Origin of the sequence: Rhodanobacter sp. Soil772 (genome assembly GCF_001428385.1) — a bacterium.
GTDB lineage: Bacteria > Pseudomonadota > Gammaproteobacteria > Xanthomonadales > Rhodanobacteraceae > Rhodanobacter.
This window is the reverse complement of the sequence record NZ_LMSK01000001.1, coordinates 395,254-417,981: the sequence shown is the minus strand read 5'-3', so window position 1 is coordinate 417,981 and position 22,728 is coordinate 395,254. Positions and strand designations below refer to the sequence as shown.

The 22,728-nt window shown below is 68.7% G+C and carries 22 protein-coding genes; 7 read left to right on the top strand and 15 right to left on the bottom strand.

Annotated features, from left to right (window positions below; all coding sequences use genetic code 11):
• The first annotated feature begins 57 nt into the window (after window positions 1–57).
• From ASG75_RS02095 to ASG75_RS02080, 4 genes are all read left to right on the top strand, one after another.
• On the top strand, window positions 58–606 hold the full coding sequence (locus ASG75_RS02095) for a nuclear transport factor 2 family protein (RefSeq protein WP_056386950.1): 549 nt from the start codon (window positions 58–60) through the stop codon (window positions 604–606).
• Window positions 560–1,339: a hypothetical protein gene (locus tag ASG75_RS02090; protein ID WP_235580131.1), complete on the top strand. Its 780-nt coding sequence runs from the start codon at window positions 560–562 to the stop codon at window positions 1,337–1,339. Before ASG75_RS02095 ends, ASG75_RS02090 begins: the two co-directional genes overlap by 47 nt.
• 203 nt (window positions 1,340–1,542) lie before the next feature.
• Complete coding sequence (locus ASG75_RS02085; protein ID WP_056385262.1) at window positions 1,543–3,048, top strand: AlkA N-terminal domain-containing protein; 1,506 nt, start codon at window positions 1,543–1,545, stop codon at window positions 3,046–3,048.
• Window positions 3,045–3,554, top strand: a complete 510-nt coding sequence (locus ASG75_RS02080; protein WP_056386948.1) for a methylated-DNA--[protein]-cysteine S-methyltransferase — start codon at window positions 3,045–3,047, stop codon at window positions 3,552–3,554. The genes ASG75_RS02085 and ASG75_RS02080 overlap by 4 nt, the downstream gene beginning before the upstream one ends.
• Window positions 3,555–3,641: 87 nt before the next feature.
• Here ASG75_RS02080 and ASG75_RS02075 read toward each other — a convergent pair whose 3' ends face one another.
• The gene (locus ASG75_RS02075; protein WP_056385260.1) at window positions 3,642–4,058 is read right to left on the bottom strand and encodes a hypothetical protein; all 417 of its coding nucleotides are present in this window, start codon (window positions 4,056–4,058) and stop codon (window positions 3,642–3,644) included.
• Between the two features lie 52 nt (window positions 4,059–4,110).
• Here ASG75_RS02075 and ASG75_RS02070 point away from each other — a divergent pair, with 52 nt between their 5' ends.
• Complete coding sequence (locus tag ASG75_RS02070; protein WP_056385258.1) at window positions 4,111–5,394, top strand: ectonucleotide pyrophosphatase/phosphodiesterase; 1,284 nt, start codon at window positions 4,111–4,113, stop codon at window positions 5,392–5,394.
• A gap of 87 nt (window positions 5,395–5,481) precedes the next feature.
• On the opposite strand, the gene ASG75_RS02065 is transcribed toward ASG75_RS02070, so the two are convergent.
• The 5 genes from ASG75_RS02065 to ASG75_RS02045 form a co-directional block, all read right to left on the bottom strand.
• Complete coding sequence (locus ASG75_RS02065; protein ID WP_056385255.1) at window positions 5,482–6,729, bottom strand: MFS transporter; 1,248 nt, start codon at window positions 6,727–6,729, stop codon at window positions 5,482–5,484.
• An 80-nt stretch (window positions 6,730–6,809) separates the two neighbouring features.
• Window positions 6,810–7,295 (bottom strand): hypothetical protein, encoded by a 486-nt coding sequence (locus ASG75_RS02060; RefSeq protein WP_056385253.1) that lies wholly within the window; start codon window positions 7,293–7,295, stop codon window positions 6,810–6,812.
• An 80-nt stretch (window positions 7,296–7,375) separates the two neighbouring features.
• Entirely contained in the window at window positions 7,376–8,377 is a 1,002-nt protein-coding gene (locus ASG75_RS02055; protein WP_056385251.1) for a multidrug resistance efflux transporter family protein, read from the bottom strand.
• 138 nt (window positions 8,378–8,515) lie between these two features.
• Window positions 8,516–8,920, bottom strand: a complete 405-nt coding sequence (locus tag ASG75_RS02050) for a DoxX family protein (RefSeq protein ID WP_056385250.1) — start codon at window positions 8,918–8,920, stop codon at window positions 8,516–8,518.
• A 112-nt stretch (window positions 8,921–9,032) separates the two neighbouring features.
• Window positions 9,033–10,403, bottom strand: coding sequence for a formimidoylglutamate deiminase (locus ASG75_RS02045; protein ID WP_056385248.1), 1,371 nt, complete (start codon window positions 10,401–10,403; stop codon window positions 9,033–9,035).
• 92 nt (window positions 10,404–10,495) lie between these two features.
• On the opposite strand from ASG75_RS02045, the gene ASG75_RS02040 reads away from it, so the two are divergent.
• Together ASG75_RS02040 and hutI are read left to right on the top strand one after the other, a co-directional pair.
• Window positions 10,496–12,055, top strand: coding sequence for a bifunctional GNAT family N-acetyltransferase/carbon-nitrogen hydrolase family protein (locus ASG75_RS02040; protein ID WP_056385246.1), 1,560 nt, complete (start codon window positions 10,496–10,498; stop codon window positions 12,053–12,055).
• 104 nt (window positions 12,056–12,159) lie between these two features.
• A complete protein-coding gene (hutI, locus tag ASG75_RS02035; RefSeq protein WP_056385244.1) occupies window positions 12,160–13,422 on the top strand; it encodes an imidazolonepropionase in 1,263 nt (420 codons plus the stop codon).
• Here the strand turns inward: hutI and lpxK are convergent.
• The 9 genes from lpxK to ASG75_RS01990 all read right to left on the bottom strand — a co-directional run bounded on the left by lpxK (window position 13,359) and on the right by ASG75_RS01990 (window position 22,547).
• Window positions 13,359–14,360, bottom strand: a complete 1,002-nt coding sequence (gene lpxK / locus ASG75_RS02030) for a tetraacyldisaccharide 4'-kinase (RefSeq protein WP_056385242.1) — start codon at window positions 14,358–14,360, stop codon at window positions 13,359–13,361. The two genes, hutI and lpxK, sit on opposite strands and share 64 nt — an antisense overlap.
• Window positions 14,361–14,369: 9 nt before the next feature.
• Entirely contained in the window at window positions 14,370–16,154 is a 1,785-nt protein-coding gene (gene msbA, locus ASG75_RS02025) for a lipid A export permease/ATP-binding protein MsbA (RefSeq protein WP_056385240.1), read from the bottom strand.
• Window positions 16,151–16,582 (bottom strand): biopolymer transporter ExbD, encoded by a 432-nt coding sequence (locus tag ASG75_RS02020; RefSeq protein WP_056385238.1) that lies wholly within the window; start codon window positions 16,580–16,582, stop codon window positions 16,151–16,153. The genes msbA and ASG75_RS02020 overlap by 4 nt, the downstream gene beginning before the upstream one ends.
• Window positions 16,583–16,591: 9 nt before the next feature.
• Window positions 16,592–17,287 (bottom strand): MotA/TolQ/ExbB proton channel family protein, encoded by a 696-nt coding sequence (locus ASG75_RS02015; RefSeq protein ID WP_056385237.1) that lies wholly within the window; start codon window positions 17,285–17,287, stop codon window positions 16,592–16,594.
• Window positions 17,288–17,343: 56 nt separating this feature from the next.
• Window positions 17,344–19,644, bottom strand: a complete 2,301-nt coding sequence (locus ASG75_RS02010; protein ID WP_056385235.1) for a DNA internalization-related competence protein ComEC/Rec2 — start codon at window positions 19,642–19,644, stop codon at window positions 17,344–17,346.
• Between the two features lie 199 nt (window positions 19,645–19,843).
• Window positions 19,844–20,542 carry a lipoprotein-releasing ABC transporter ATP-binding protein LolD gene (gene lolD, locus ASG75_RS02005; RefSeq protein ID WP_056385234.1) on the bottom strand — a complete coding sequence of 233 codons (699 nt, stop codon included), beginning with the start codon at window positions 20,540–20,542 and terminating at the stop codon, window positions 19,844–19,846.
• Between the two features lie 7 nt (window positions 20,543–20,549).
• Window positions 20,550–21,791, bottom strand: coding sequence for a lipoprotein-releasing ABC transporter permease subunit (locus tag ASG75_RS02000; RefSeq protein ID WP_056385232.1), 1,242 nt, complete (start codon window positions 21,789–21,791; stop codon window positions 20,550–20,552).
• Window positions 21,792–21,889: 98 nt separating this feature from the next.
• The gene (locus tag ASG75_RS01995) at window positions 21,890–22,327 is read right to left on the bottom strand and encodes a protein YgfX (RefSeq protein WP_056385230.1); all 438 of its coding nucleotides are present in this window, start codon (window positions 22,325–22,327) and stop codon (window positions 21,890–21,892) included.
• Window positions 22,299–22,547, bottom strand: coding sequence for a succinate dehydrogenase assembly factor 2 (locus ASG75_RS01990; RefSeq protein ID WP_056385228.1), 249 nt, complete (start codon window positions 22,545–22,547; stop codon window positions 22,299–22,301). Before ASG75_RS01990 ends, ASG75_RS01995 begins: the two co-directional genes overlap by 29 nt.
• Between the last annotated feature and the right edge of the window lie 181 nt (window positions 22,548–22,728).

Below are 22,728 nucleotides of genomic sequence, written 5' to 3'. Positions count from 1 at the left end.
CAACCCGACGGCGTCCGCGGGATGCTGCGGCACCGCGCCACGAACGAGGAGAACGCCATGTCACGCCGAACCGGGTTGCTGCTGTTGCCGTTATGGATCGCCTGCGCGCCCGCCGCGTTCGCGGCCACGCCGCCGCCCGCCGCGGACAAGGCCGCGTGCGAGGTCTGGCAGCGCGAGTTGTCGTTCGCGCAGAGCGTGCAGCGGCATGACGCGGCGGCCTTCGCCGAGCACGTCATGGCGGACGCGATCTTCGACGCGAACACGCCGCAGCCGACGCGCGGACTGGCCGCGGTGCGGCAGCACTGGGCTGCGTTCATCGCGGGCAAGACGCAGCGGGTGGACTGGTACCCGCAGCAGGTCGTGGCGTCGGGCGACGGCACGCTCGCGTATTCCAGCGGCGCGTACCTGTTCGAGAATCCGGCGCCGGGTGCGAAGCCGCGTTACGTGACCGGCCGGTTCGCGACGGTGTGGCGCCGCGCCGGCGACGGCGCCTGGCGCGTCGCGTTCGACGGCGGCGACGCCGGCAAACCGGCGAGCGATGCGGATGTCGCCGCATTCCATGCCGGCCGCCAGCCCGATTGCCCGGCCGCCGCAAGCACGAACTGATCCACGCCGGCCGGCCGCCCTGGCCGGCGCGCATGCCTCCCGACAGCCGCCGCCCGACCGGTCATCGCGCCGATTGACCGCGCCACGGCGGCGGCACAAACTTCCCGCGGGGAGACCGGAACGACCGTCACGTCACCGTGAGGAGGTTGTCATGCAAACCACAGGCCGAAAACAACAGGAATGGAGAAACCGGGCCATCGTCGCCGCTGTCCTGCTCGCCGTCGGCGGCGGAGCACTGGCGGCGGGGCATCCCGCATCGAGCGATGCACAGATGATCGCGAGCGCGATGCGCGCGGCACCGGCACGCATCGCGAAGGACGCGACGATCGTGGCGATGGGCGCGGATGGCACGATGCGTACGTTGCGCAAAGGCACGAACGCATTCACCTGCATGCCGGACAACCCGGAGACACCGGGGCCGGACCCGATGTGCATGGACCAGAACGCGATGGAGTGGATCAACGCGTACATGACGAAAAAAACGCCACCGCCCGGCAAGCTCGGCATGATGTACATGTTGGCCGGCGGCACGGACGCGAGCAACACGGACCCGTACGCGCAAAAGCCGGACAGCGGCAATCACTGGATCAAGACCGGGCCGCATTTCATGATCGTCGGCGCGGACCCGGCGTTCTATGCGAACTACCCGAAAAGCGCGGATCCGGATACGGCCGTCCCGTACGTGATGTGGGCCGACACGCCGTACGAGCATCTGATGGCGCCGATCAAGTGAGGCACCGAAGCAAAGCATGCGCGATGCTTGCGTGGATCGATCACGCGAACTGATGTCCTGGCCGGTTGAACGTACCGCCCCGACCGGCCCGTTTGCGTGTTGTTGCCGCACCGCGGACAACGATCCCGGAACGATGCCCAGCCTGCACCATTGATGTCCGAAAACGGCGAGTCAGGCCGCTGCGACGGTGCTAGCCTGCACCCATGAACGAACTGCCCACCCTGCCCGCCCCGCATGTCTGCGAACAGGCTCGACTCAGCCGCGACGCGCGCTTCGACGGGCTGTTCTTCACCGCGGTGAGCAGCACCGGCATCTACTGCCGGCCGGTATGCCCGGCGCCGACGCCGAAGCGCGAGAACGTGCGTTACTACGCGAATGCGGCCGCCGCGGAGGCAGCCGGATTCCGGCCGTGCCTGCGTTGCCGACCGGAGCTGGCACCGGGCAACGAGCAGTGGCAGCGCGGCGATCATGTCGTGGCGCGCGCCCTGAAGCTGATCGAGGCCGGCGCGCTGGCGGAGCAATCGCTGGACGAACTGGCGACGCGCGTCGGCATCGGCGCGCGGCAACTGCGTCGGCTGTTCGTCGAGCGCATCGGCGCGCCGCCGATCAGCGTGCACACGACGCGTCGGTTGCTGTTCGCAAAACAACTGCTGACGGAGACTGCGCTGCCGGTGACGGAAGTCGCGCTGGCGTCCGGCTTCCGCAGCCTGCGCCGGTTCAACGCGGCGTTTGCGCAGGCGAACCGCATCCCGCCGCGCGAACTGCGCCGGCACCCGCGCGCGGCGGCCGGTGCGGCGCTGGTGCTGCGGCTTGGTTATCGGCCACCGTACGCGTTCGACGCGCTGCTCGCGTTCCTGCGCACGCGCGCACTGCCCGGCGTGGAACAGGTCGACACGCACAGCTACGCGCGCGTGTTCGGCCCGGCAAATGCGCCGGGCTGGTTGCGCCTGAGTGCGTGGCCGGGCGGCGCGCATGCGTTGCAGCTGCAACTGCATTGCCCGCAACCGACGCAGCTGCTGGGCGTGGTGACGACGCTGCGGCGGATGTTCGACCTGGACGCGAACCCGCAGGCGATCGCGGACACGTTCCGCCACGACGCCGTGCTCGGCCCGCTGGTCGCGCGCCACCCCGGCCTGCGCCTGCCCGGCGGCTGGGACGGTTTCGAGATCGCGGTGCGCGCGATCCTTGGCCAACAGATCAGCGTCGCGGCGGCGCGCACGCTGGCGACACGCATCGTGCAGCGCTGGGGCGAGCCGCTGCCGGCGGCGCTGCTGCCCGGACTGGAGCGGTTGTTCCCGACGCCGGCCGCGCTGGCGCAGGCGGACCTGCGCGAGATCGGCCTGACCACGACGCGCGCCGCGACGATCAGCACCATGGCGCAGGCACTGCTGGACGGCCGCGTGGATTTCAGCGCGGAGCAATCACTGGACACGTTCGTGGCGCGCTGGGTCGCGCTGCCCGGCATCGGCGCATGGACGGCGCATTACATCGCGATGCGCGCGTTGAGCGACCCGGACGCGTTCCCGGCGGCGGACCTGATCCTGCGCCGTGAGGCAACGCCGGACGCCGTGCCGCTCAGCACGAAAGCGCTGACCGAACGCGCGAACGCGTGGCGTCCGTGGCGCGCGTACGCCGTCATCCATCTGTGGCGCGGCGCATCGAAAGCGCCGTCGCCGACACGCCGGAAAAAAGCGGAGGCGATCGCATGACGAACCCCGACACCATTTACTACGACGAGATGGACAGCCCGGTCGGCACGCTGCGCCTGGTCGCGGACGGCCGCGGCCTGCGCGAGATCTGGTTCGAGCGCGAGCGCCATCCGAAGCAGGCTTACCCAGGCTGGGTCCGCGCCACCGCGCCGCTGAAGTTCGCGCGCGTGCAGCTGGAGGAATACTTCGCCGGCGAACGCCAGCACTTCGAGCTGCCGCTGCATCCCGTCGGCACGCCGTTCCAGTTGGAGGTATGGCACGAGCTGGGGCGCATCCCGTACGGCGTCACCATCAGCTACGGCGAACTGGCCCGGCGCATCGACAAGCCGCTGGCGGTGCGCGCGGTCGGCGCCGCTAACGGGCGCAACCCGCTGCCGATCGTGGTGCCGTGCCATCGGGTGATCGGCGCGAACGGCAGCCTCACCGGTTTCGGCGGCGGCCTGCCGACGAAGCGCTACCTGCTGAACCTGGAAGAACGCATCGCACGCGGCGACTTGTTCGGCTGAGGCGCGGCTCTCGCCGCTGCTGCAGGACGGGCACTGCCCGCCCGACGAAGGCGATGCGGAGTTTCCACCCGCCGCCGAGGCGATCGATCAGCCGCCGCTCTGCTCCGGCGCCGGCGGCGCCGGCGGTATCACCCGCGGCAGGTTTGCCGCATCGCGCTCGCGGTCGAGCAGATCCTGCTGGCGGGCCCGATCGCGATCGCGCTGTGCCTGGTCGGCTTGGTCGAGTTGCCGCTGGGCGCGGGCGTCATTCGCCGCCGGGCGCTTCGCGTTGTCCGATACGCTTTGACGCAGTTGCTGCTGCAGTTGGCTCTTTTGTAATTCGTCGCGCACCTGCTGCTGCTGCGCGTCCTGCTGGAACCGCACGCTCGGCGGTACCGGCCGGATCACCGGCTGCGCTCCGGACTGTTGCCAGGCGCAGGCGGCACCCAGCGGAGCGATCGCCAGCACGCCGGCCAACAGCGTGCGTAACAGCGGGGAGTGCCAGGCAGGGCGTGTAATGGTCATGACGGTGCGCGATCATGCGGGGATGGCTTGAATACATCGTAAGGTCTCCTGCATGAAAATCCTGTTTCGCGTGCTGCTCTGCACACTGGCAGCATTCAGCTTCGGCTGCGCCACGCAGCGCCCGGCCACACCCGCAACCGCCGTCGCGGCGCCGGTCGGCAAACCCGTTCCCCTGCTGCTGATCTCGATCGACGGCTACCGTCACGACTACATGCAGCGCGGGCTCAGCCCGACCCTGGCGATGCTGGCGCAAGGCGGCGTACAAGCCGCGTCGATGCAGCCGGCATTCCCGTCGCTGACGTTCCCGAACCACTACAGCATCGTCACCGGCCTCACCCCGGACCATCACGGCGTGGTCAACAACACGATGTTCGACCCGCAGCTGGGCAAGTTCTCGCTGAGCAGCCGCAACGCGGTCGGCGACGGCCGCTGGTGGGCCGAGGGCACGCCGCTCTGGGAGACCGCCGACCAGCATGGCCTGCGCACCGCCACGATGTTCTGGCCCGGCTCGGAGGCGGACATCCACGGCCACCGGCCGGATTACTGGAAGTCGTTCGACGGCAGCGTGACACCCGGGCAACGGGTCGACCAGGTGCTGGCCTGGCTGGATCTGCCGGCGGCCGAACGGCCCACCTTCCTCACCCTGTACTTCGACGCGGTCGATCATGCCGGCCATGTCCACGGCCCGGACTCGCCGCAAGTGGACGACGCGCTGCGCGAGACCGACGCGGCGCTGGCGCAGCTGGTCGACGGGCTGAAACAGCGCGGCCTGTTCGACCGGATCAACCTGATCGTGCTGTCCGACCACGGCATGGCCAGCGTGCCGGAACCGAACAGCGTGATGATCGACAAGGTGATTCCGCTCGATCGGGTGCACATGGTCAGCATGGGCATCCTGGCCGGCTTCAACCCGAAATCGGACAGCGCCGAGGCTCATGCCGATTTCGCGCAGGTCGAACAGACCCTGGAGCAGCCGCAGCCGCACATGCAGTGCTGGGACAAGACCCGCGTGCCGGCGCGCCTGGCTTATGGCCGGAACCCGCGCGTGCCGCAGCTGCTGTGCCTGGCGAACGTGCACTGGCGCATCACCACCAGCGACCACGCGGCGAAGCGCAAGGGCCGGCTGAACGTGGGCGAACACGGCTTCGACAATGCCGAGCCGTTGATGCAGGCGATCTTCGTGGCGCACGGCCCGGCGTTCCGCGTCGGCGCGAAGGTGCCGGCGTTCCCGAACGTGGACGTCTACCCGCTGATGACCCACCTGCTCGGCATCCCCGCCGCCGCGAACGACGGCGACTACGATGCGGTGAAGGGCATGCTGAAAGCCGGGATTTGAGATTCGGGATTAGGGATTCGGGAGAGCGGCATCTCGCGATGCTTCGGCTTTTCCTAATCCCTAATCCCGAATCCCCAATCCCGGCCCCTACGGCATCGCGCCCCGGCTCATCGGCGCCGGCGGCGTCGCCACGTTGACCAGCGGCGGCAAGCGGAACAGCCGTAGCGCGATCAGCAGGCCGGCCAGCACCAGCACGCCGACGAACAGCGCCACGCCGTTCCAGCCGTGCGACGCGTAGAACAACCCGCCGCTGGCGCCGGCGATGCTGGAACCCATGTAGTAGCAGAACAGGTACACCGAGGCGGCCTGCGCCTTCGCTGCGCCGGCCCGCCGCCCGACCCAGCTGCTGACGATGGAGTGGCCGCCGAAGAAGCCGAACGTCACCGCCACGATGCCCAGCATCACCAGCAACAACGGCGCGGTCATGGTCAGCGCCACACCGGCCAGCATCAGCGCGAACGCCGTCCACAACACCTTGCGCCGCCCGAGCTTGCCGGCCAGGTGGCCCATCCACGCCGAGCTGAACGTGCCGACCAGGTAGATGCCGAAGATCAGTCCGACCGCCGCCTGGCTCAGGTTGTACGGCGGCGCCAGCAACCGGTAGCCGAGGTAGTTGTAGACGGTGACGAACGCACCGAGCAGCAGGAAGCCTTCGACGAACAGCCACGGCAGGCCGCGGTCATGGAACATGCCGTTGAAGCGCCCCAGCAGCGTGCGCCAGCGCAACGGCTGCGCCACGAAATACCGCGACGGCGGCAGCGCGCGCCAGAAGATCAGCGCAGCCAGCACGCCGATCACGCCGACCACCGCCACGCCGATGCGCCAGCCGAAGAAGTCGGCCAGCACGCCGGTGATCAATCGTCCGCCCATGCCGCCGACCGCGCTGCCGCTGATGTACAGGCCCATGCCCAGGCCGATCGACTCGACGTGCATTTCCTCGCTGAGGTACGTCATCGCCACCGCCGGCAACCCGCTCAAGGTCAGCCCCAGCAACGTGCGCACCAGCAGCAGCGCGGTCCAGTCCGGCATCACGGCAGTCACCAGCACCAGCACGGCCGACGACAGCAGCGACACCACCATCACCGACTTGCGCCCCCACGCATCCGACAGTGCGCCGGCAAACAGCATCGCGAACGCCAGCACGCCGGTGGTCAGCGACAGCGACAGCGCCGCGCCCGCCTCGCTCACGCCGTAGTGCCGGCTGAACTCCGGCATCAGCGGCTGCACGCAGTACAACAAGCCGAAGGTGGCAAAGCCGGCCGCAAACAACGCCAGGTTGGTGCGCCGGAACGCGGGCGTGCCGTGGTGGATGGGCCCGTCTTCGGAATCGGTCATCGGCTCGCGTTTCAACTCAAGGGGCGAAGCTCACCCGTCCACGCCGAGTGTAGCTCGCGTCGAAACCGCGATCTGCCCGCTCAGAGCCTGCCCCGGACTTGATCCGGGGGCGAACGAGGCCCGGTACCGCGGGCGAAGAACGACACGATCAGGCCGAACAGCAACATCGCCAGCACGTTCTCGACGAGGGAGAGCGCGGTGAAATGCGGTTTCGCCGCCGCGGACAGCGGCACCACCACGTACTCCATCACCACGAACACCACCACGCCATAAAGCAGGCCGGCCGTGACCCAGCGCTGGCTCAGCCACGACATCCGCCCGGCGGCGAACACGAAGATCGCCGCGATCAGCAGCGACATCGCCCACTGCAGCCCCAACCCCAGCGCCGCGACCGGCAAGCCGCCCTGGAACGCGGCCCGACCGAGCAGGCCGCTGGCGATCGCACGCAGGATGATCAGCGGATCGAGCCAGTTGATCAGTGCGGCGGCAAGAACGTCGAGCGAGCCGGCGATAAAGCCGCCGTAAAAGACGGCAACCCATGGCGTGGTACGGACAGTTGTCGGCATGGGCCTCTCCGCGGGCCATTCGGAACGCTTCGAGATACGCCGCTGCAAGCGTGCCTGCATGTGCCAACAGTCATGCGTCTTCAGGCGCTGCGGTCGCCGCGCAGCGCGCGCACTTCCTCGTCATGCCCGGCCGCACCGCGCCCGCTGACCCAGCCGAACAATGCGATGCCGACGACGATCGCCAGCGCGCCGAACAGGGCGTAGCCATGCGGCCACGCCTCGCCGAGAAACAGCACGCCGAGCAGCGTGGCGAACAGCAGCTCCGCCGCCTGCATCGCCTCCACCGCGGCCAGTGCGGTCGGCTCGCTGCGCACCATGTCGGTGGCGCGGAAGAACAGGATGGTGGCGATGGTGCCCGAGGACAGCGCCACGCCACCGGCCAGCAGTGCCTCGCGCCACGTCGGCGGACCGATCGTGAACCACGCGACCACAGCGAACAGCAGCCACAGCGGCCAGCTGCACAGCGTCATGCCGAACACCCGCTGCACCGCGTTGAGCTGGCTGCCGCCCGGCTTCGCTTGAGCGCGCTCCAGGTGCAGCAGCAGCTTGCGGTTGCCCAGCGGATAGGCAAACGCGGACAGCACCACCGCGCCGATCGCCAGCCAGTCGCCGGCATGCAACTTGCCCTGCGCATGACCCCATTGCAGCGCGAACACGCCAGCCACGATCAGCGCGCCGAGCGCCAGCGTGCGCCACGCCAATCGGCGCCGTTCGTCGCGATAGATCAGCGGCGCCAGCAGCGGCCCGGCCAGCACGGTGGTCTGGAAACTGCCCGCGATCAGCCACGACGGCCCGCTGCTGGCCGCCCAGGTCAGCGGCACACCGAACAGCACGAAACCCACGCTGCTCCACAGCAGCCACGGCCGGGCATGCCGGCGCAGTTCACGCGGCAACTCGCCAAATCCGCCCTGCAACGGCAGCACCACGGCGAGCATCGGCAAGGTCAGCAGGTAACGCAGGATCACCGCCCACGCCCAATGCCCGCCGCCCACGACGAGGCTGCGGTTGAGCACGTAGGTGAGCGTGAAGAACAGCGCCGAGATCAGCGCCAGTCCTACCGCGGCCAGAGCGTTCGAGCGCATCGCGACCCATCAGCGAAAGAGCCGAGTGTGGCAAATCGCGGCGCGCTTGCGAAGCGGGCAACGGTTCGACGATCCTGCAGCGCCAGCCATCATTGGCTGGCGCTGCGGGCGTTCAAGCGAATCTGACGGGGAGTCCGCTCAGTTCCAGCGGCCGTGACTGCCGCCCAGGCTGTAGCGGCCGGCGCCGAGCAGCATGATTACCAGCGCGGTGCCGAGGAACATGCCCTGCAGTTCCAGCGCCCAGCCGCCGGTGTCGTTGAGCGTGGCGAACTGGCCCAGATGCACCAGCCCGATCGCCACCAGCATGTTGATCACGATGATCAGCGCACCCACCCGCGTCCAGTAACCGAGCAGCAGCAGGAGCGGTGCCACCACTTCGCCCACATACACCCCGTAGGCCAGGAACGACGGCAGGCCCGCCGCCGTCACCACGCTGACGATATAGCCCGGCCCGTGGATCAGCTTGGACACGCCATGGAACAGGATCAACACACCCAGCACGACGCGAAGCACCAGCTTGCCCAGATCGGTGGAACCTTGCATGGGAACTCTCCTGGCAGGGGTCGAGGAATATCGCCGGAAACGGCGGCATGCACTGCCAGCGCAATCTAGCCCAATCGCACGTGTGCGGACATAGGCCCGATTCCGGGGCCGATCAGCTACCGGCCAACCGCGCCACCACGTCGCGATAGCGCGCCGCGATGCGCTCTTCGTCGCGATGACGGAAGCCGCGCACCTGCCAGCGACCGCCGACCATCACGTCACGCACCAGCGGCGTGTTGCCGGCGAACAGGAAGCTGTCCAGCACCGAGCGCGCATCGCGCGCGGCGAGCAGCGGGGAGGACTCGTCCAGCACGATCAGGTCGGCCCGTGCGCCATCGCGCAGCTCGCCGACCGGCTGCCCCGATGCCTGGGCACCGCCGCGCAACGCGGCGCGCCACAGCGTCTCGCCCACGCTGTCGCCCTCATGCCGTGCGGCGATGTTGCGGTGACGGGTCGAAAGGCGCTGGCCATATTCCAGCCAGCGCAGTTCTTCCACCGGCGAGATCGAGATGTGCGAGTCCGAGCCGATGCCGAGCGTGCCGCCGGCGTCCTGGTACGCGGCCAGCGAAAATAGGCCATCACCGAGATTCGCCTCGGTGGTGGGACACAGCCCGGCTACGGCACCGCTGCACGCAAGCTGCAGGGTTTCCGCCTCGGTCAGATGGGTCGCATGCACCAGGCACCAGCGCGCGTCGACGGCGGCGTGATCGAACAGCCATTCCACCGGCCGCGCGCCGCGGGTGGCCAGGCAGTCCTGCACTTCGCCGATCTGTTCGGCGATGTGGATGTGGATCGGGCCGGTGCCCGCAAGTTGGCTGCCCAGCACCTCGCGCAGTGCCGGCTCCGGCACCGCACGCAGAGAATGCAGGGCGATGCCGACGCAGACCTCGTCGCTCTCCTGCCGACGCAGCGTTTCCAGCAAGCGCAGGTAGGCGTCGACGGCATGGCCGAAGCGACGCTGGCGCGCGCTGAGCGCACGGCCGTCGAAACCGCCGCTGATGTACAGCACCGGCAGCAGGGTCAGGCCGATGCCGGCCTCGCGCGCCGCCTCGACGAGCGCCAGCGACATCGCTTCCGGCGGCGCATACGGCGTACCGTCCGGCTGATGGTGCAGATAGTGGAATTCGCAGACATGGGTGTAGCCGGCCTTGAGCATTTCGACGTAGAGCTGGGCGGCGATCGCCTGCAGCTCGTCCGGGCCGATCGTGGCGGCGAACGCATACATCGTCTCGCGCCAGCTCCAGAAACTGTCGTCGGCCCTACCCTTGCGCTCGGCCAACCCGGCCATCGCGCGCTGGAATGCATGCGAATGCAGGTTCGGCATGCCGGGCAGCACCCAGCTGCCAATCATCTCGCCGTCGCGATCGACCGGCTCGCGCAAGCGGCCGTCGGCGCCCACGGCAAACGCTGCGTCGGCATGCCAACCATCGGCGCGCCATAGCTGGCCTGCCCGAAATTGCCGAACGGCGGCGTGGATGCTCATGCAGGCGACTCCCGTGGACGATGCCACGCAGTGTAACGGGTGGATGAAAGCACCTTCACCCTGGCGTGTTTCGCGCTATGCATAATGGCGAAATGGCCAAGAAAACCCTCGAAAACGCCCCGAAGCTGCTGCTGCGACAGGCAGTCCTGAGCGATGTGCCCCAGCTTGCTACCCTCACCGCCCGGATCTACTCGGAGGAATGGGGCCACTCGACGGAGATGCTGCGTTCGCAGCAGACGCACTTCCCGGAAGGCCAGTTCGTGGTCGAGTTTGAAGGCGTGATCGTGGGCTATTGCGCCACGTTCCGCATCGACGAGGCCACCGCGCTGGCGCCGCATACCTGGATGCAGATCACCGGCGGCGGCATGGGCTCGCGGCACAAGCCGGACGGCAACTGGCTGTATGGCATGGAAGTGGTGGTGCATCCGGACTACCGCGGCATGCGCATCGGCCAGCGCCTGTACCAGGCGCGCAAGCGGCTGTGCATGGACCTGAAGCTGCGCGGCATCGTGTTCGGCGGACGCATGCCCGGCTTGGCGAAGAACCTCGCGCGCTACGGCAGCCCCGAGGCCTACGTGCAGGCCGTGGTGGAAGGCAAGCGGCGCGACCTCACGCTGAGCTTCCAGCTGTCGAACGATTTCGAGGTGATCAGCGTCCTGCGCGCCTACGTGCCGTCCGATCACGAGTCGCTTGGCTATGCAGTACATCTGGTCTGGCGCAACCCGCAATTGCTCGACCAGCCGGACATCCCGCCGATCACCTCGGCGCGACTGCTGCCCGATTCGGTGCGCGTGGCTTCGGTGCAATACCAGCAGCGCCGGATCACCTCGTTCGAGGAATTCGCCACCCAGGTCGAATACTTCACCGACATCGCCGCCGACTACAGCGCCGATTTCGTCACCTTCCCCGAGCTGATCACGCTGCAACTGCTGTCGATCGAGAACACCGAGCTGTCGCCGGTGGAGTCGATCCGCAAGCTCAGCCACTACACGCCGCAGGTGAAGGAACTGTTCAGCCGTCTGGCCGTCCATTACAACATCAACATCATCGCCGGCACGCACCCCACCGAGCAGGCCAATGGCGACATCCACAACGTCTGCTACGTGTGCCTGCGCGACGGCTCGATCCACGAGCGCGAGAAGCTGCACCCGACGCCGAGCGAGCGCAATGTGTGGAACATCAGCGGCGGCGACAGCGCAGCCACCGTGCTCACCGACTGCGGCCCGATCGGGGTGATGATCTGCTACGACGCGGAATTTCCCGAAGTGGCGCGGCATCTGGTCGATCAGGGCGCGCTGATCCTGTTCGTGCCGTTCTGCACCGACGTGCGCGAGGGCTACCTGCGCGTGCGCTACTGCGCGCAGGCGCGGGCGATCGAGAACCAGTGCTACGTGGTGCTCTCGGGCAACGTGGGCAACCTGCCGGGCGTCAACAACTTCGACATCCAGTACGGCCAGAGCTGCATCCTCACCCCGAGCGACTTCGGCTTCGCCCGCGACGGCGTCGCGGCCGACTCGACCCCGAACATCGAGACCGTGCTGTTCGCCGACCTGCGCCTGGAAAGCCTGGCCCGCGCGCGCAACGCCGGCGCGGTGCAGAATCTCAAGGACCGTCGCTTCGACCTGTACGAGACGCGCTGGCGGCCGCGCTGACGGGTTCCCCATGCGGGATCGCGGGGTCTGCGATAATCGCGCCATTCCGCGCCCGCCACGTCCGCGGATGAAACCCTGCCCAGCATGACGGAGTTGCCGCACCGATGACCGAACCACGCTGGGACCGCCTGCTGCTGAACGCCACCCTGGCCACGTTTGCCGGCGAGGAGCCCTACGGCCTGATCGGGCACGGCGCGATCGCGCTGCATCACGGCCGCATCGCCTGGGTCGGCCGACAGGATGAGCTGCCGGATGCTCCGGCCACGCTCGCCGCCACGGTGGAATCGCTGGACGGCGCGCTGGTCACGCCGGGGCTGATCGACTGCCACACCCATCTGGTGTTCGGCGGCGACCGCGCCCACGAATTCGAGCTGCGCCTCAATGGCGCCAGCTACGAGGAGATCGCCCGCGCCGGCGGCGGGATCGCCTCCAGCGTCAACGCCACCCGCGCCGCCAGCGAGGAGCAGTTGTTCGCGCAATCGCTGCCGCGTGCCCGGGCGCTGCTGGCCGACGGCGTGACCACGCTGGAGATCAAGTCCGGCTACGGACTGGATCTGGACAGCGAACGCCGCATGCTGCGGGTGGCGCGACGGCTCGGCCGCGAGCTGGGCATCAGCGTGCGCACCAGCTTCCTCGGCCTGCATGCGCTGCCGCCGGAATACAAGGATCGGCGCGACGACTACGTGGCGCTGGTCTGCGACGACATGCTGCCCGCGCTCGCCGCCGAAAAACTCGTCGATGCGGTCGATGCGTTCTGCGAAGGCATTGGCTTCAGCCGCGAGGAAACCCGCCGCGTATTCGAGCGCGCCAAGCAGCTCGGCCTGCCGGTGAAGCTGCACGCCGAACAGCTGTCCGATCTCGGCGGCGCCGCGCTGGTCGCCGAGTACGGCGGCCTTTCCGCCGATCACCTGGAACACCTCGGCGAATCCGGCGTCGCGGCGATGGCCGCCGCCGGCACTGTCGCGGTGTTGCTGCCCGGTGCGTTCTACGCGCTGCGCGAGACGCAGCTGCCGCCGGTCGCGGCGCTGCGCGCACACCGCATGCCGATCGCCATCGCCACCGACTGCAACCCCGGCACCTCGCCGCTGCTGTCGCTGCGACTGGCCGCCGGGATGGCCTGCACCTTGTTCCGGCTGACACCTGAGGAAGCGCTGCGTGGGGTTACCGTGAATGCCGCACGCGCACTCGGCCTCGACGATCGCGGCACGCTGGCGATCGGCCAGCGCGCCGATCTGGTGGTGTGGAACGCAAGCCAGCCAGCCGAGTTGTGCTACTGGATCGGTGGTGGCCTTGCTCGCACGGTCTACGTGGCGGGCGAACTCGCTTCCCGGCGCAGGCCTACCAGGCGCTCGCCCAGCGCCTCGTAAAACGCTTGCGGCAGGTCCGCCTGCACCGGCACCCGCCACCATTGCGGCCGCGCGAAACGCCGGCATTTGACGGCGTCCTTGTCGGTCATCAGCAGCGGCAGGCCATCCGCGAAATCCAGGTCCGCCGGAACGAAACCGTGATGGTCGGCGAAGGCGTGCTCGATCACCTCAATGCCGGCGGCACGCAGGCTGTCGAAAAAGCGTTGCGGGTTTCCGATCGCCGCCACCGCATGGACACGCTGGCCGCTGAAGCTGGTCAGTGCCTGCGTGCGGCCGTCGTCCAGTGCGATCGCGTCGCCACCGCGCAGTTGCATCGGGTATTCGCCGGCCTCGGCCACGCCGCCGTTGCAGACGCGCAGGTCGACGCGCTGCAGCCGGCTCAACGGTTCGCGCAACGGCCCGGCCGGCAGCAGCCGGCGGTTGCCGAAGCGGCGCACGCCGTCGATCACGCAGATCTCCACGTCGCGTGCCAGGCGGTAATGCTGCAGGCCGTCGTCGGCGATTAGCACGTCGCAGCCGGCGTCCAGCAGCAGTTGCGCCGCCGCCGGACGGTCGCGCCCCACCGCTACCGGCACGCCGCTGGCGTGGATCAGGCAGGGCTCGTCGCCGACCTGTATCGGATCCGGCGCGTCGCCGAGCAACGTCGGCTCGCGCTGGCGGCCGCCGTAACCGCGGCTGACCACGCCGGGCCGATAGCCGCGTGCACGCAAGGCGGCGGCGGCGGCGATCGTCAACGGCGTCTTGCCGGTGCCGCCAACGCTGAGGTTGCCGATCACCACGACCGGCGCCGGCAGGCGCACGCTGCGCAGCCAGCCGATCCGATAAAGCAGGCCGCGTAGCCGGACCACGCCGCCGTACAACGCCGCCAGCGGCCACGCCCACCACGGTGCCCGGCCGTTGCCGTACCAGGCTGATTCGAGCGTGTCGATCAGCGCCATGGTCGATCCTCAGTCGCTGCCGGAACCGACGGCGTGGTCGTGGAACTGCATCCGGTGCAGCGCGGCGTACTGCCCGCCCAGCGCGATCAGTTCCGCGTGCGTGCCACGCTCGATGATGCGGCCCTGGTCCATCACCGCGATCTGCTCGGCACCCTCGACGGTGGACAGGCGATGCGCGATCACCAGGGTGGTGCGGTCGCGCATCAGGCGCTGCAAGGCCTGCTGGATCAGCTGCTCGGATTCGGTGTCGAGCGCGCTGGTCGCCTCGTCCAGCACCAGGATCGGCGCATTCTTCAAGATCGCGCGGGCGATCGCGATGCGTTGGCGCTGGCCGCCGGAAAGCGTGTTGCCGCTCTGCCCGATCGGCGTGTGGATGCCTTGCGGCAGGCGCGCGATGAACTCCATCGCATTCGCCGCCTCGGCCGCGGCCATGATGTCCGCTTCGCTGGCGCCGGCCAGTTCGCCGTAGGCGATGTTGTTGGCCACGGTGTCGTCGAACAGCACCACGCTTTGCCCGACCCAGGCGATCTGCCGGCGCAGCGAAGCCAGCGTGTAGTCTTCGTAATTCTCGCCGTCCAGCACGATGCGCCCGGCGCTGGGCGCATAGAAGCGCGGCAGTAGGCTGACCAGGCTGCTCTTGCCGCTGCCGGAACGGCCGACCAGGGCGGTCACCGTGCCGGGGGCGCAGTGCAGGTCCACGCCGCGCAAGGCCTCGAAATCGCCGCGCGGATAGGTCAAGCGCACGTTCTCGAAACGGATGTCGCCGCGCGTCCGCGAAATTTCCCGGTGACCCGTGTCGGTCTCCGGCGGCATGTCCATGACCTCGAACAGATCCTCCGCGGCGGATACGCCGCGCTGGATGTTCGCCTGCACGTTCGCAAGCCGCTTCAGCGACGGCATCAGCGCGCCCATCGCGGTCAGCACGGTGACGAACACGCCCGGCGAAATGTTGGCGATCACGTCCGGCCGTGTCGCCAGGAACACCAGCACGGCCAGGGCAAGCGCAGCCACGGTCTGGATCGACGTGCTGGCGCTCGCGTTGGTGGCGGCGATCTTCAGGTTGAGCCGACGGGCGCGATGGGTCACCTCGCTGAAACGCGAGGCCTCGTGCTGCTGGCCGCCATAGATGCGCACTTCGCGATGCGCATTGACCGATTCGTCCACCGCGCCGGTGATCGAGCCCATCATGTTCTGGATGCGCCGGCTGATCAGCCGGTAACGCCGGCTCACCATGGTGGCGATCAACCCGATCGCCGGCACCATCACCAGCAGCGCCAGCGAAAGATAGGCGCTGTTGCTCAACATGACATACAGCATGCCGATCACGGTGACGCCTTCGGTCACCGCGATCTTCACCGCGTCGGTGGACGCCGAGGCCACTTGTTCGCTGGTGTAGGTGACACGGGAAATCTGCTGGCCCGACGGCTCGTTGCCGAAGAATGCCGCCGGCAATCGCAGGTAGGCGGCGAAGACATCGGACTGGATCGACTGCACGACGTTGCGGCCGATATAGGAAATGCCGTAGCTGCTGACGAAGGTGCCGACGCCGCGTACGGCGAAGATCCCCATGATCCAGATCGGCATCCAGAAGATCAGGTAGGCATCCTTCTTCGCGAACAGGTCGTCGATCATCGGCTTCAGCTTCTGGGTGAAGGCCGCGAGCGCGCCGCCGTCCAGAACCATGCCGATCAGCGCAATCAGGCCCACCAGCCAGTAGCGCTTCGTATACCCCAGCAACCGCTTGTAGACGCGCCAGGTTTGCGCGTCCCATACCGCGGTTTTCTTGCCGCTCATTTATCTGCGCCCGGCTTGCTCGGCGTGGTGGCGATCGACAGCCGGGTGAAGCCGAGCTGGCCCAGCGCGTCCATCGCGGTGACCACGTTCTGGTTTGGTGTCATCGCGTCGGCGCGGATCGTCACCGGGCGCTCGCGGTTGTCGCCCGCATTGCGCGCGATGGTCTGCTTCAGCGCCTCGATGCCCTCGCCCATCACCTCGTCGCTGCCGACATAAAAACGGCCGTCGTGGTCGATCATGATGGTCAGCGCCGGGGCGTTCATGTCGCGATCCTGCGTGCTCGCCTGCGGCAGGGTCACCTGCAGGCGCGAGTGCTGGATGAACGTGCTGGTCAGCACGAAGAACATCAGCAGGGTCAGCAGCACGTCGATCAACGGGATCACGTTGATCTCGAAGTCGTCGCCGCGGCGGTCGTTGCTGATACGCATCGGTGCGCCTCAGCTCGCGCTCGGCGTCGGCGCGCGGCGCGGCCGTACGGGTGCCGCCGCGGCAGGAGTCAGGGTCAGGTCGTCGAGCAAGGCGGTTGCCTGCTTCTCCATCTCCACGCAGTAGCCGGCCACGCGCGAGCGGAAGTAGCGGTGCAGCACATACGCCGGGATGGCCACGGTCAGGCCTGCCGCGGTGCAGATCAGCGCCTCGCCGATGCCGCCGGCCATTCTGGCCGGATCGCCGATGCCGCCGGCCATCACTTCCATGAACATGCGGATCAGGCCGATCACGGTGCCGAACAGGCCCAGCAGCGGGCCGATCAGCGCGATCGTGCCCAGCGTGTTGAGGTAGCGTTCCATCCGGTGGATGACGTGCCGACCGGTGTCCTCGATGCGTTCCTTGATCAGCTCGCGCGGCTGCCGGCGCACGGCCAGCGCGGCGGCCAGCAGCTCGCCCAGCGGCGAACCGCTGGCCAGCGTGTCGAGATGCTTCGGGTCGAGCTGGCCGGAACGCGCCCACTGGCGCACTTCGTCGCCCAGGCCCGGTGGCAGCACCGACTTGCGGCGCAAAGTCCAGCAACGCTCCAGCACGATCGCCAAAGCCACCGCCGAACAGATCAGGATCGGCGCCAGCGCCCAACCGCCAGCCAACAGAATTTCCAGCACTTTTCGACCCCAACGCGCGACCTGACAGGAAGCGCGCATGATAGCAGTCTCGTCCCGCTGTACTGCGGCATGCGTGGCATTCCCCGCCTGACCCGTCACTCGCGCCAGTAGCGCGCCTGCCGCTGGCGCCAGCCCGGTTCGCGCCGCGGCGGCGCGTCGGCGGGAAAATTCAGCGCGATCGCGCCCTGCCTGGCCGTATCGAACACCGGCACGTGGGCAGCGGCGTAACGCGCCAGCACCTCCGGCTTCGGGTGGCCGAAGCGGTTGCGCCAGCCTGCCGACACCACGGCCAGCGGCGGTCGCACCGCGGCGATGAAGGCGGCGCCGGACGAGGTCTTGCTGCCGTGGTGCGGCACCAGCATCACCGGCGGTGGCCCGGGGCCGAGTGCCGCCGCCACCGGCGGCTCCATCTTCGAACTGATGTCGCCGGTCAGCAGCAGGCGCCCGCCACGGCCCTCGACCAGCAGCACGCAGGAACTGTCGTTGTCGCGGTCGCCCGCGCCGCGGATCGGATTCAGCACGCGAAAGCGCACGCCATCCCACTGCCATGCCTGCCCGGCCACGCATTGCTGCATCGGCACGCGCATCCGCGACGGCTCGCCGGCATAGCGTTGCGCGTCAGGGAAGGCGTCGGCGACCACCTCAGCGCCGCCGGCATGGTCGTTGTCGCCATGGCTGATCATCAGCATGTCCAGCCGGCTGATGCCCAGCGCGTGGATCGACGGCAACACCACCGCCTCGCCCAGGTCGAAGCCGGACGGGTAACGCGCGCCGGCGTCATAGACCAGCACGTGGTCGCGGGTGCGCAGCAGCACCGACAAGCCCTGCCCCACGTCCAGCACCCACACTTGGAAGGCGCCCTCCGCCGGCCGCGGCAACGGCGGCCACAGCAGCGGCAGGAACAGCAGCAGGCCGAACCCGCGCAACGGCACGCCGCGCGGCAGGAACAGCCACAGCGCGCCGAGCACGGCCAGCAGCAGCGCGTACGGCTGCATCGCGGGCAGATACCAGTGCGCGCCGGGCCACCTCGCCATCTGTTCCAGCAGCCACCATTGCGCATGCGCGATCCACGCGGCCAGCCACAACACCGGCGCGGCCAGCGGCGGGCACAGGCCCAGCAGCAGCATGCCGAGCAAGGCGCACGGCACGATCACGAAGCTGACCACGGGCACCGCGATCAGGTTCGACAACGCGCCCACCAGCGAAGCCTGGCCGAAGAACCACAAGGTCAGCGGCAACAACGCCACCGTCATCACCAGCTGCCCGGCCGACAGCTCGTGCAGGAACGCGCGCAGGCCGCGGCCGCGCGACTGCAGGCACAGCATCAGGAACGCCACGCCGACGAACGACAGCCAGAAACCTGCCGCCAGCACCGCCAGCGGATCGACCAGCAGGATCGCGATCATCGCCAGCGCCAGCGATTGCGCGCCGCTGCTGCCGCGACGGCTGCAGCGCGCCAACGCCACCACCGCGATCATCAGCAGGGTGCGCACCGTGGGCAGGCCGAAGCCGGCCAGCGCGCTGTACATTGCGGCCACCAGCAACGCCGCCGCGGCCTGCGCCTGCGGCCGCGGCCACCACAGGCCCAATCGCGGCCACAACGCGTAGACCAGCAGCGCCAGCCACACGCCGAATACCGCCGCCACGCCGACGTGGAAGCCGGAAATCGCGATCAGGTGCGACACGCCGTTCGCGCGCGCCACCGCCCAGTCCTGCTGTTGCAGCCCGCGCGTGTCGCCGACCGTGAACGCCTGCAGCAAGGCCGCATCATGCCGATCGCGCACCCGCGCCGCGATGCCGCGGGCCACCGCGTCGCGCACCCCGTCGACACACCAGCGCGCGCCGGCCAGCGGCGCGTTGTCGGGATCGTCGCGTACGTAGCCGGTGGCGACGATGCCGCGCTCCAGCGCCGAACGCTCGCTGTCGGCACCACCGGGATCGAGCAGCCCGCGCGGTCGCTTCAGGCGTAACGACAGGCGCCAGCGCGAACACGGCCGCAGCGGCGGCGCGCCGTCGTACCAGGACACCGTGACGCGACCGCGCAGCGCAACCGGCTGGCCGTCCAGCGTCGCCTGCTGCACCTGCAGCGTGAAGCGGCTGGCATCCGGGTGCGCCAGCGGCAGGTCGGCGATCGTGCCGACGACCACGAAATCGCGCCCTTCCAACGCGCGCGGCAACCGCGCGTCCATCGCCACGCCACCGCGCCATGCCGCCCACACGATGCCGAACAGCAGCCAGGCCAGCCAGCGCCAGCGCGGGCAACGCCAGGCCAGCCACGCAGCCGCCAGCAGCAACAGGGCCAGGCTCCAATGCGGCGGCAACTGCGGCAACCACTGCACCAGCAGCACGCCGGCCAGCAAGGCCGACGCCGCCGTGATCGCCCCCAGTCGCGCCATGTCGCGTGCCCCGTTCCATCCTGGAAGTCCGAGCCTAGCGTGGTAGCGGCAGCGACGAAGATGAAAAACGTGTAGGCGCGCGCCGGGGAGTGCGGGATCGGTCCCCTCCCCTGTGTAGCAGGGGAGGGCTAGGGAGGGGTCGCTCTTGACCTTTCCCGCAAGCTCGCACTATCTCCCCGTCTGCAGAGAGGGCAGAGCGTCAGGCCTTCGGGCTTTCCTGCAGCACGCCGTTGTGCAGCACCAGGGTTCGGTCCATCTTCGCCGCCAGGTGCGGGTCGTGGGTGACCAGCACGAAGCTGGTGCCGATCTCGCGGTTGAGTTCCAGCATCAGCGCGTAGACCTGCGCGGCATTGCCCTCGTCGAGGTTGCCGGTGGGCTCGTCGCCGAGCACGCAGGCCGGCTTGGTCACCAGCGCGCGCGCCACCGCGCAGCGCTGGCGCTCGCCGCCGGACAGCTCGGACGGCTTGTGATGCGTGCGCCCGCCCAGGCCGACCCGTTCCAGCAAGGCCCCCGCCTGGCGTTCCGCCTCGGCGATCGCGGTGCCGCGGATCAGCAGTGGCATGCACACGTTCTCCAGCGCGGTGAACTCGGGCAGCAGGTGGTGGAACTGGTAGATGAAACCGAGCGAGCGGTTGCGCACGCGGCCGCGCTCGGCGTCGGACAGCTTCGACAGCACGCGGCCATCCACTTCCACCTCGCCGGCGGTCAACGTGTCGAGCCCGCCGATGATGTGCAGCAAGGTGCTCTTGCCCGAGCCGGAAGCACCGACGATCGCCATCGTCTCGCCGCGCTTCAGGGTGAAGTCGACGTCGCCCAGCACTTCGGTGCGCAAGCCGCCTTCGTCATAGGTCTTGGCGACGTGGCTGGCGCGCAGCACGTTTTCGGTCGTGGAATTCATGACGGCCTTATTCATAGCGCAGCGCCTGCGCCGGCTGCGTGCGCGAAGCGCGCCACGCGGGGTAGAGGGTGGCCAGCAGCGAGAACGCGAAGGTCAGCAGCGCGGTCCAGCCCACGTCGTGCCAGTCCAGTCGGCTCGGCACCTCGCTGATGTAGTAGACGTCCGGCGACAGGAAGGTGACGTGGAAGGTGTGCTCGATCCACTTGATGATGCCTGGCAGCTTCCACGACAGCAGCGAGCCGAAGCCCACGCCGAACCCGATCCCCACGAAACCCACCAGCACGCCCTGCACCATGAACATGCCCATGATGCTGCGCGGCGTGGCGCCGAGCGTGCGCAGGATCGCGATGTCGGCCTGCTTGTCGGTGACCAGCATCATCAGCATCGAGATCAGGTTGATCACCGCCACCAGGATGATCAGCGACAGGATGATGAACATCACCATCTTCTCCATCGACAGCGCGGCGAACAGGTTCGCGTTGGTGTCCATCCAGGTCTGCACCCGGTAGACCTGGCCGAGCTGATCGGCCAGTTCGGTGGCGACCGGGCGCGCGTTGAACAGGTCGTCCAGGCGCAGGCGGATGCCGGTGGGGCCGCTCAAGTCGTTGAGTTTCTCGGCGTCGCTCATGTTGACCAGGGCCAGGCCGGAGTCGAACTGCTCCATGCCCAGCTCGAACGTGCCCACCACGTGGAAGCTGCGCATCCGCGGCACGCTGCCCATCGGCGACGCGCGCAGCTGCTGCACTGCCATGGTGACCCGGTCGCCGACCGTGACGCCGAGCGTCATCGCCAGCTCGCGGCCCAGCACGATGTTCCAGCTGCCCGGGGTCAGTTCGCTGAGCTTGCCCTCGAGCATGTGCTTGTCGATGTCGACGACCTTCGGTTCCTGCGTCGGCTCGACGCCGCGCACCAGCGCGCCGCTGGAGCGCCGCGCCAGCAGCATCGCCTCGCTCTCCACGTACGGCGCGGCGCCCAGCACGTGCGGGTTGGCCTCGGCGATCTGCAATGCACGCGGCCAGTCCTGCACGCTCTCGCCGATGCCGGACACGGTGGCGTGCGAAATCGCGCCGAGGATGCGCGAACGCATCTGGTAGTCGAAGCCGTTCATCACCGACATCACCGTGATCAGCGCGACCACGCTGATCGCGATGCACACGATCGACACGGTGGAGATGAACGAGATGAACTGGTTGCGTCGCTTGGCGCGGGTGTAGCGCAGGCCGATAAAGAGTTCGAGCGGTCGAAACATGGGCGGGTCGCTTGTCGAGAGTCGCAGGGCAGGCCGCCCGGTCGTCCATTATCAGGTATTCGGTCAGACCGCGCTGCGTTGGCGAAGTTGCCGGCCGATCACAGGCGCGGCACGGCTTCGCCCGGCTGGATCGTGGCCAGGCGCATGCGCAGGCGTCGGCGGATGTCCGCATCGCTGTTGTCCGGCGCCAGCAGCAGCATCTGCACGCCACGCTCCGCCGTCCGCAGACGCAGCAGCACGAACGCGCCAAGCACCCGGAACGAGGCCAGCGTGGCCGGCACGTCCTCGTGGTCGGCCAGGCGCAACGTCCAGGCATCGTCGGCACTCCAGCCGGCCGCCGCGATCGGGTTTGTGGCCACGCGGCGAAGCGCATGCCAGGTCGCCAGCGACACGGTTATCACGAGCAGCAGCTTCAGCCACGCAGCCAGCGCACTCAGCATCACGGCAAGCACCGCCAGGGCGGCGACCACGATCAATGTTCGCCGCAACAACCGCGACGGCCGGTACTCAAAGCCGATGGCGGGCGCGGATGTCATCGATGATCGCCTGCCAGTCCGTTCGCTCCGGGCGCGCGTGGCCCATCACCCAGTCCCACAGGTCCGGGTCCTGCACGTCGAGCAGTTCGTCGAACGCCTGTTGCTGCGCTTCGTCCGCGTCGGCAAAGCGCTCGTCCAGCCAGCCGCCGAACAAGGCGTCCAGTTCGCGGGTGCCGCGGCGAGTGCGCCAGCGCAGGCGCTTGATGCGGGCTTCATCCATAGATCAAATCGCGCGAAGCGCCTCCATGGCCTCCTCTCCCCGCCGGGGAGAGGATTGAGGTGAGGGGACACTCTTGCGCAAGGCCATCATCAAAAAAACCTCTTCGATCAACTTCCGCGCGAGCACCGGCCCCTCACCCTGCCCTCTCCCCGATGGGGAGAGGGGATACTGTGTCGCCGCC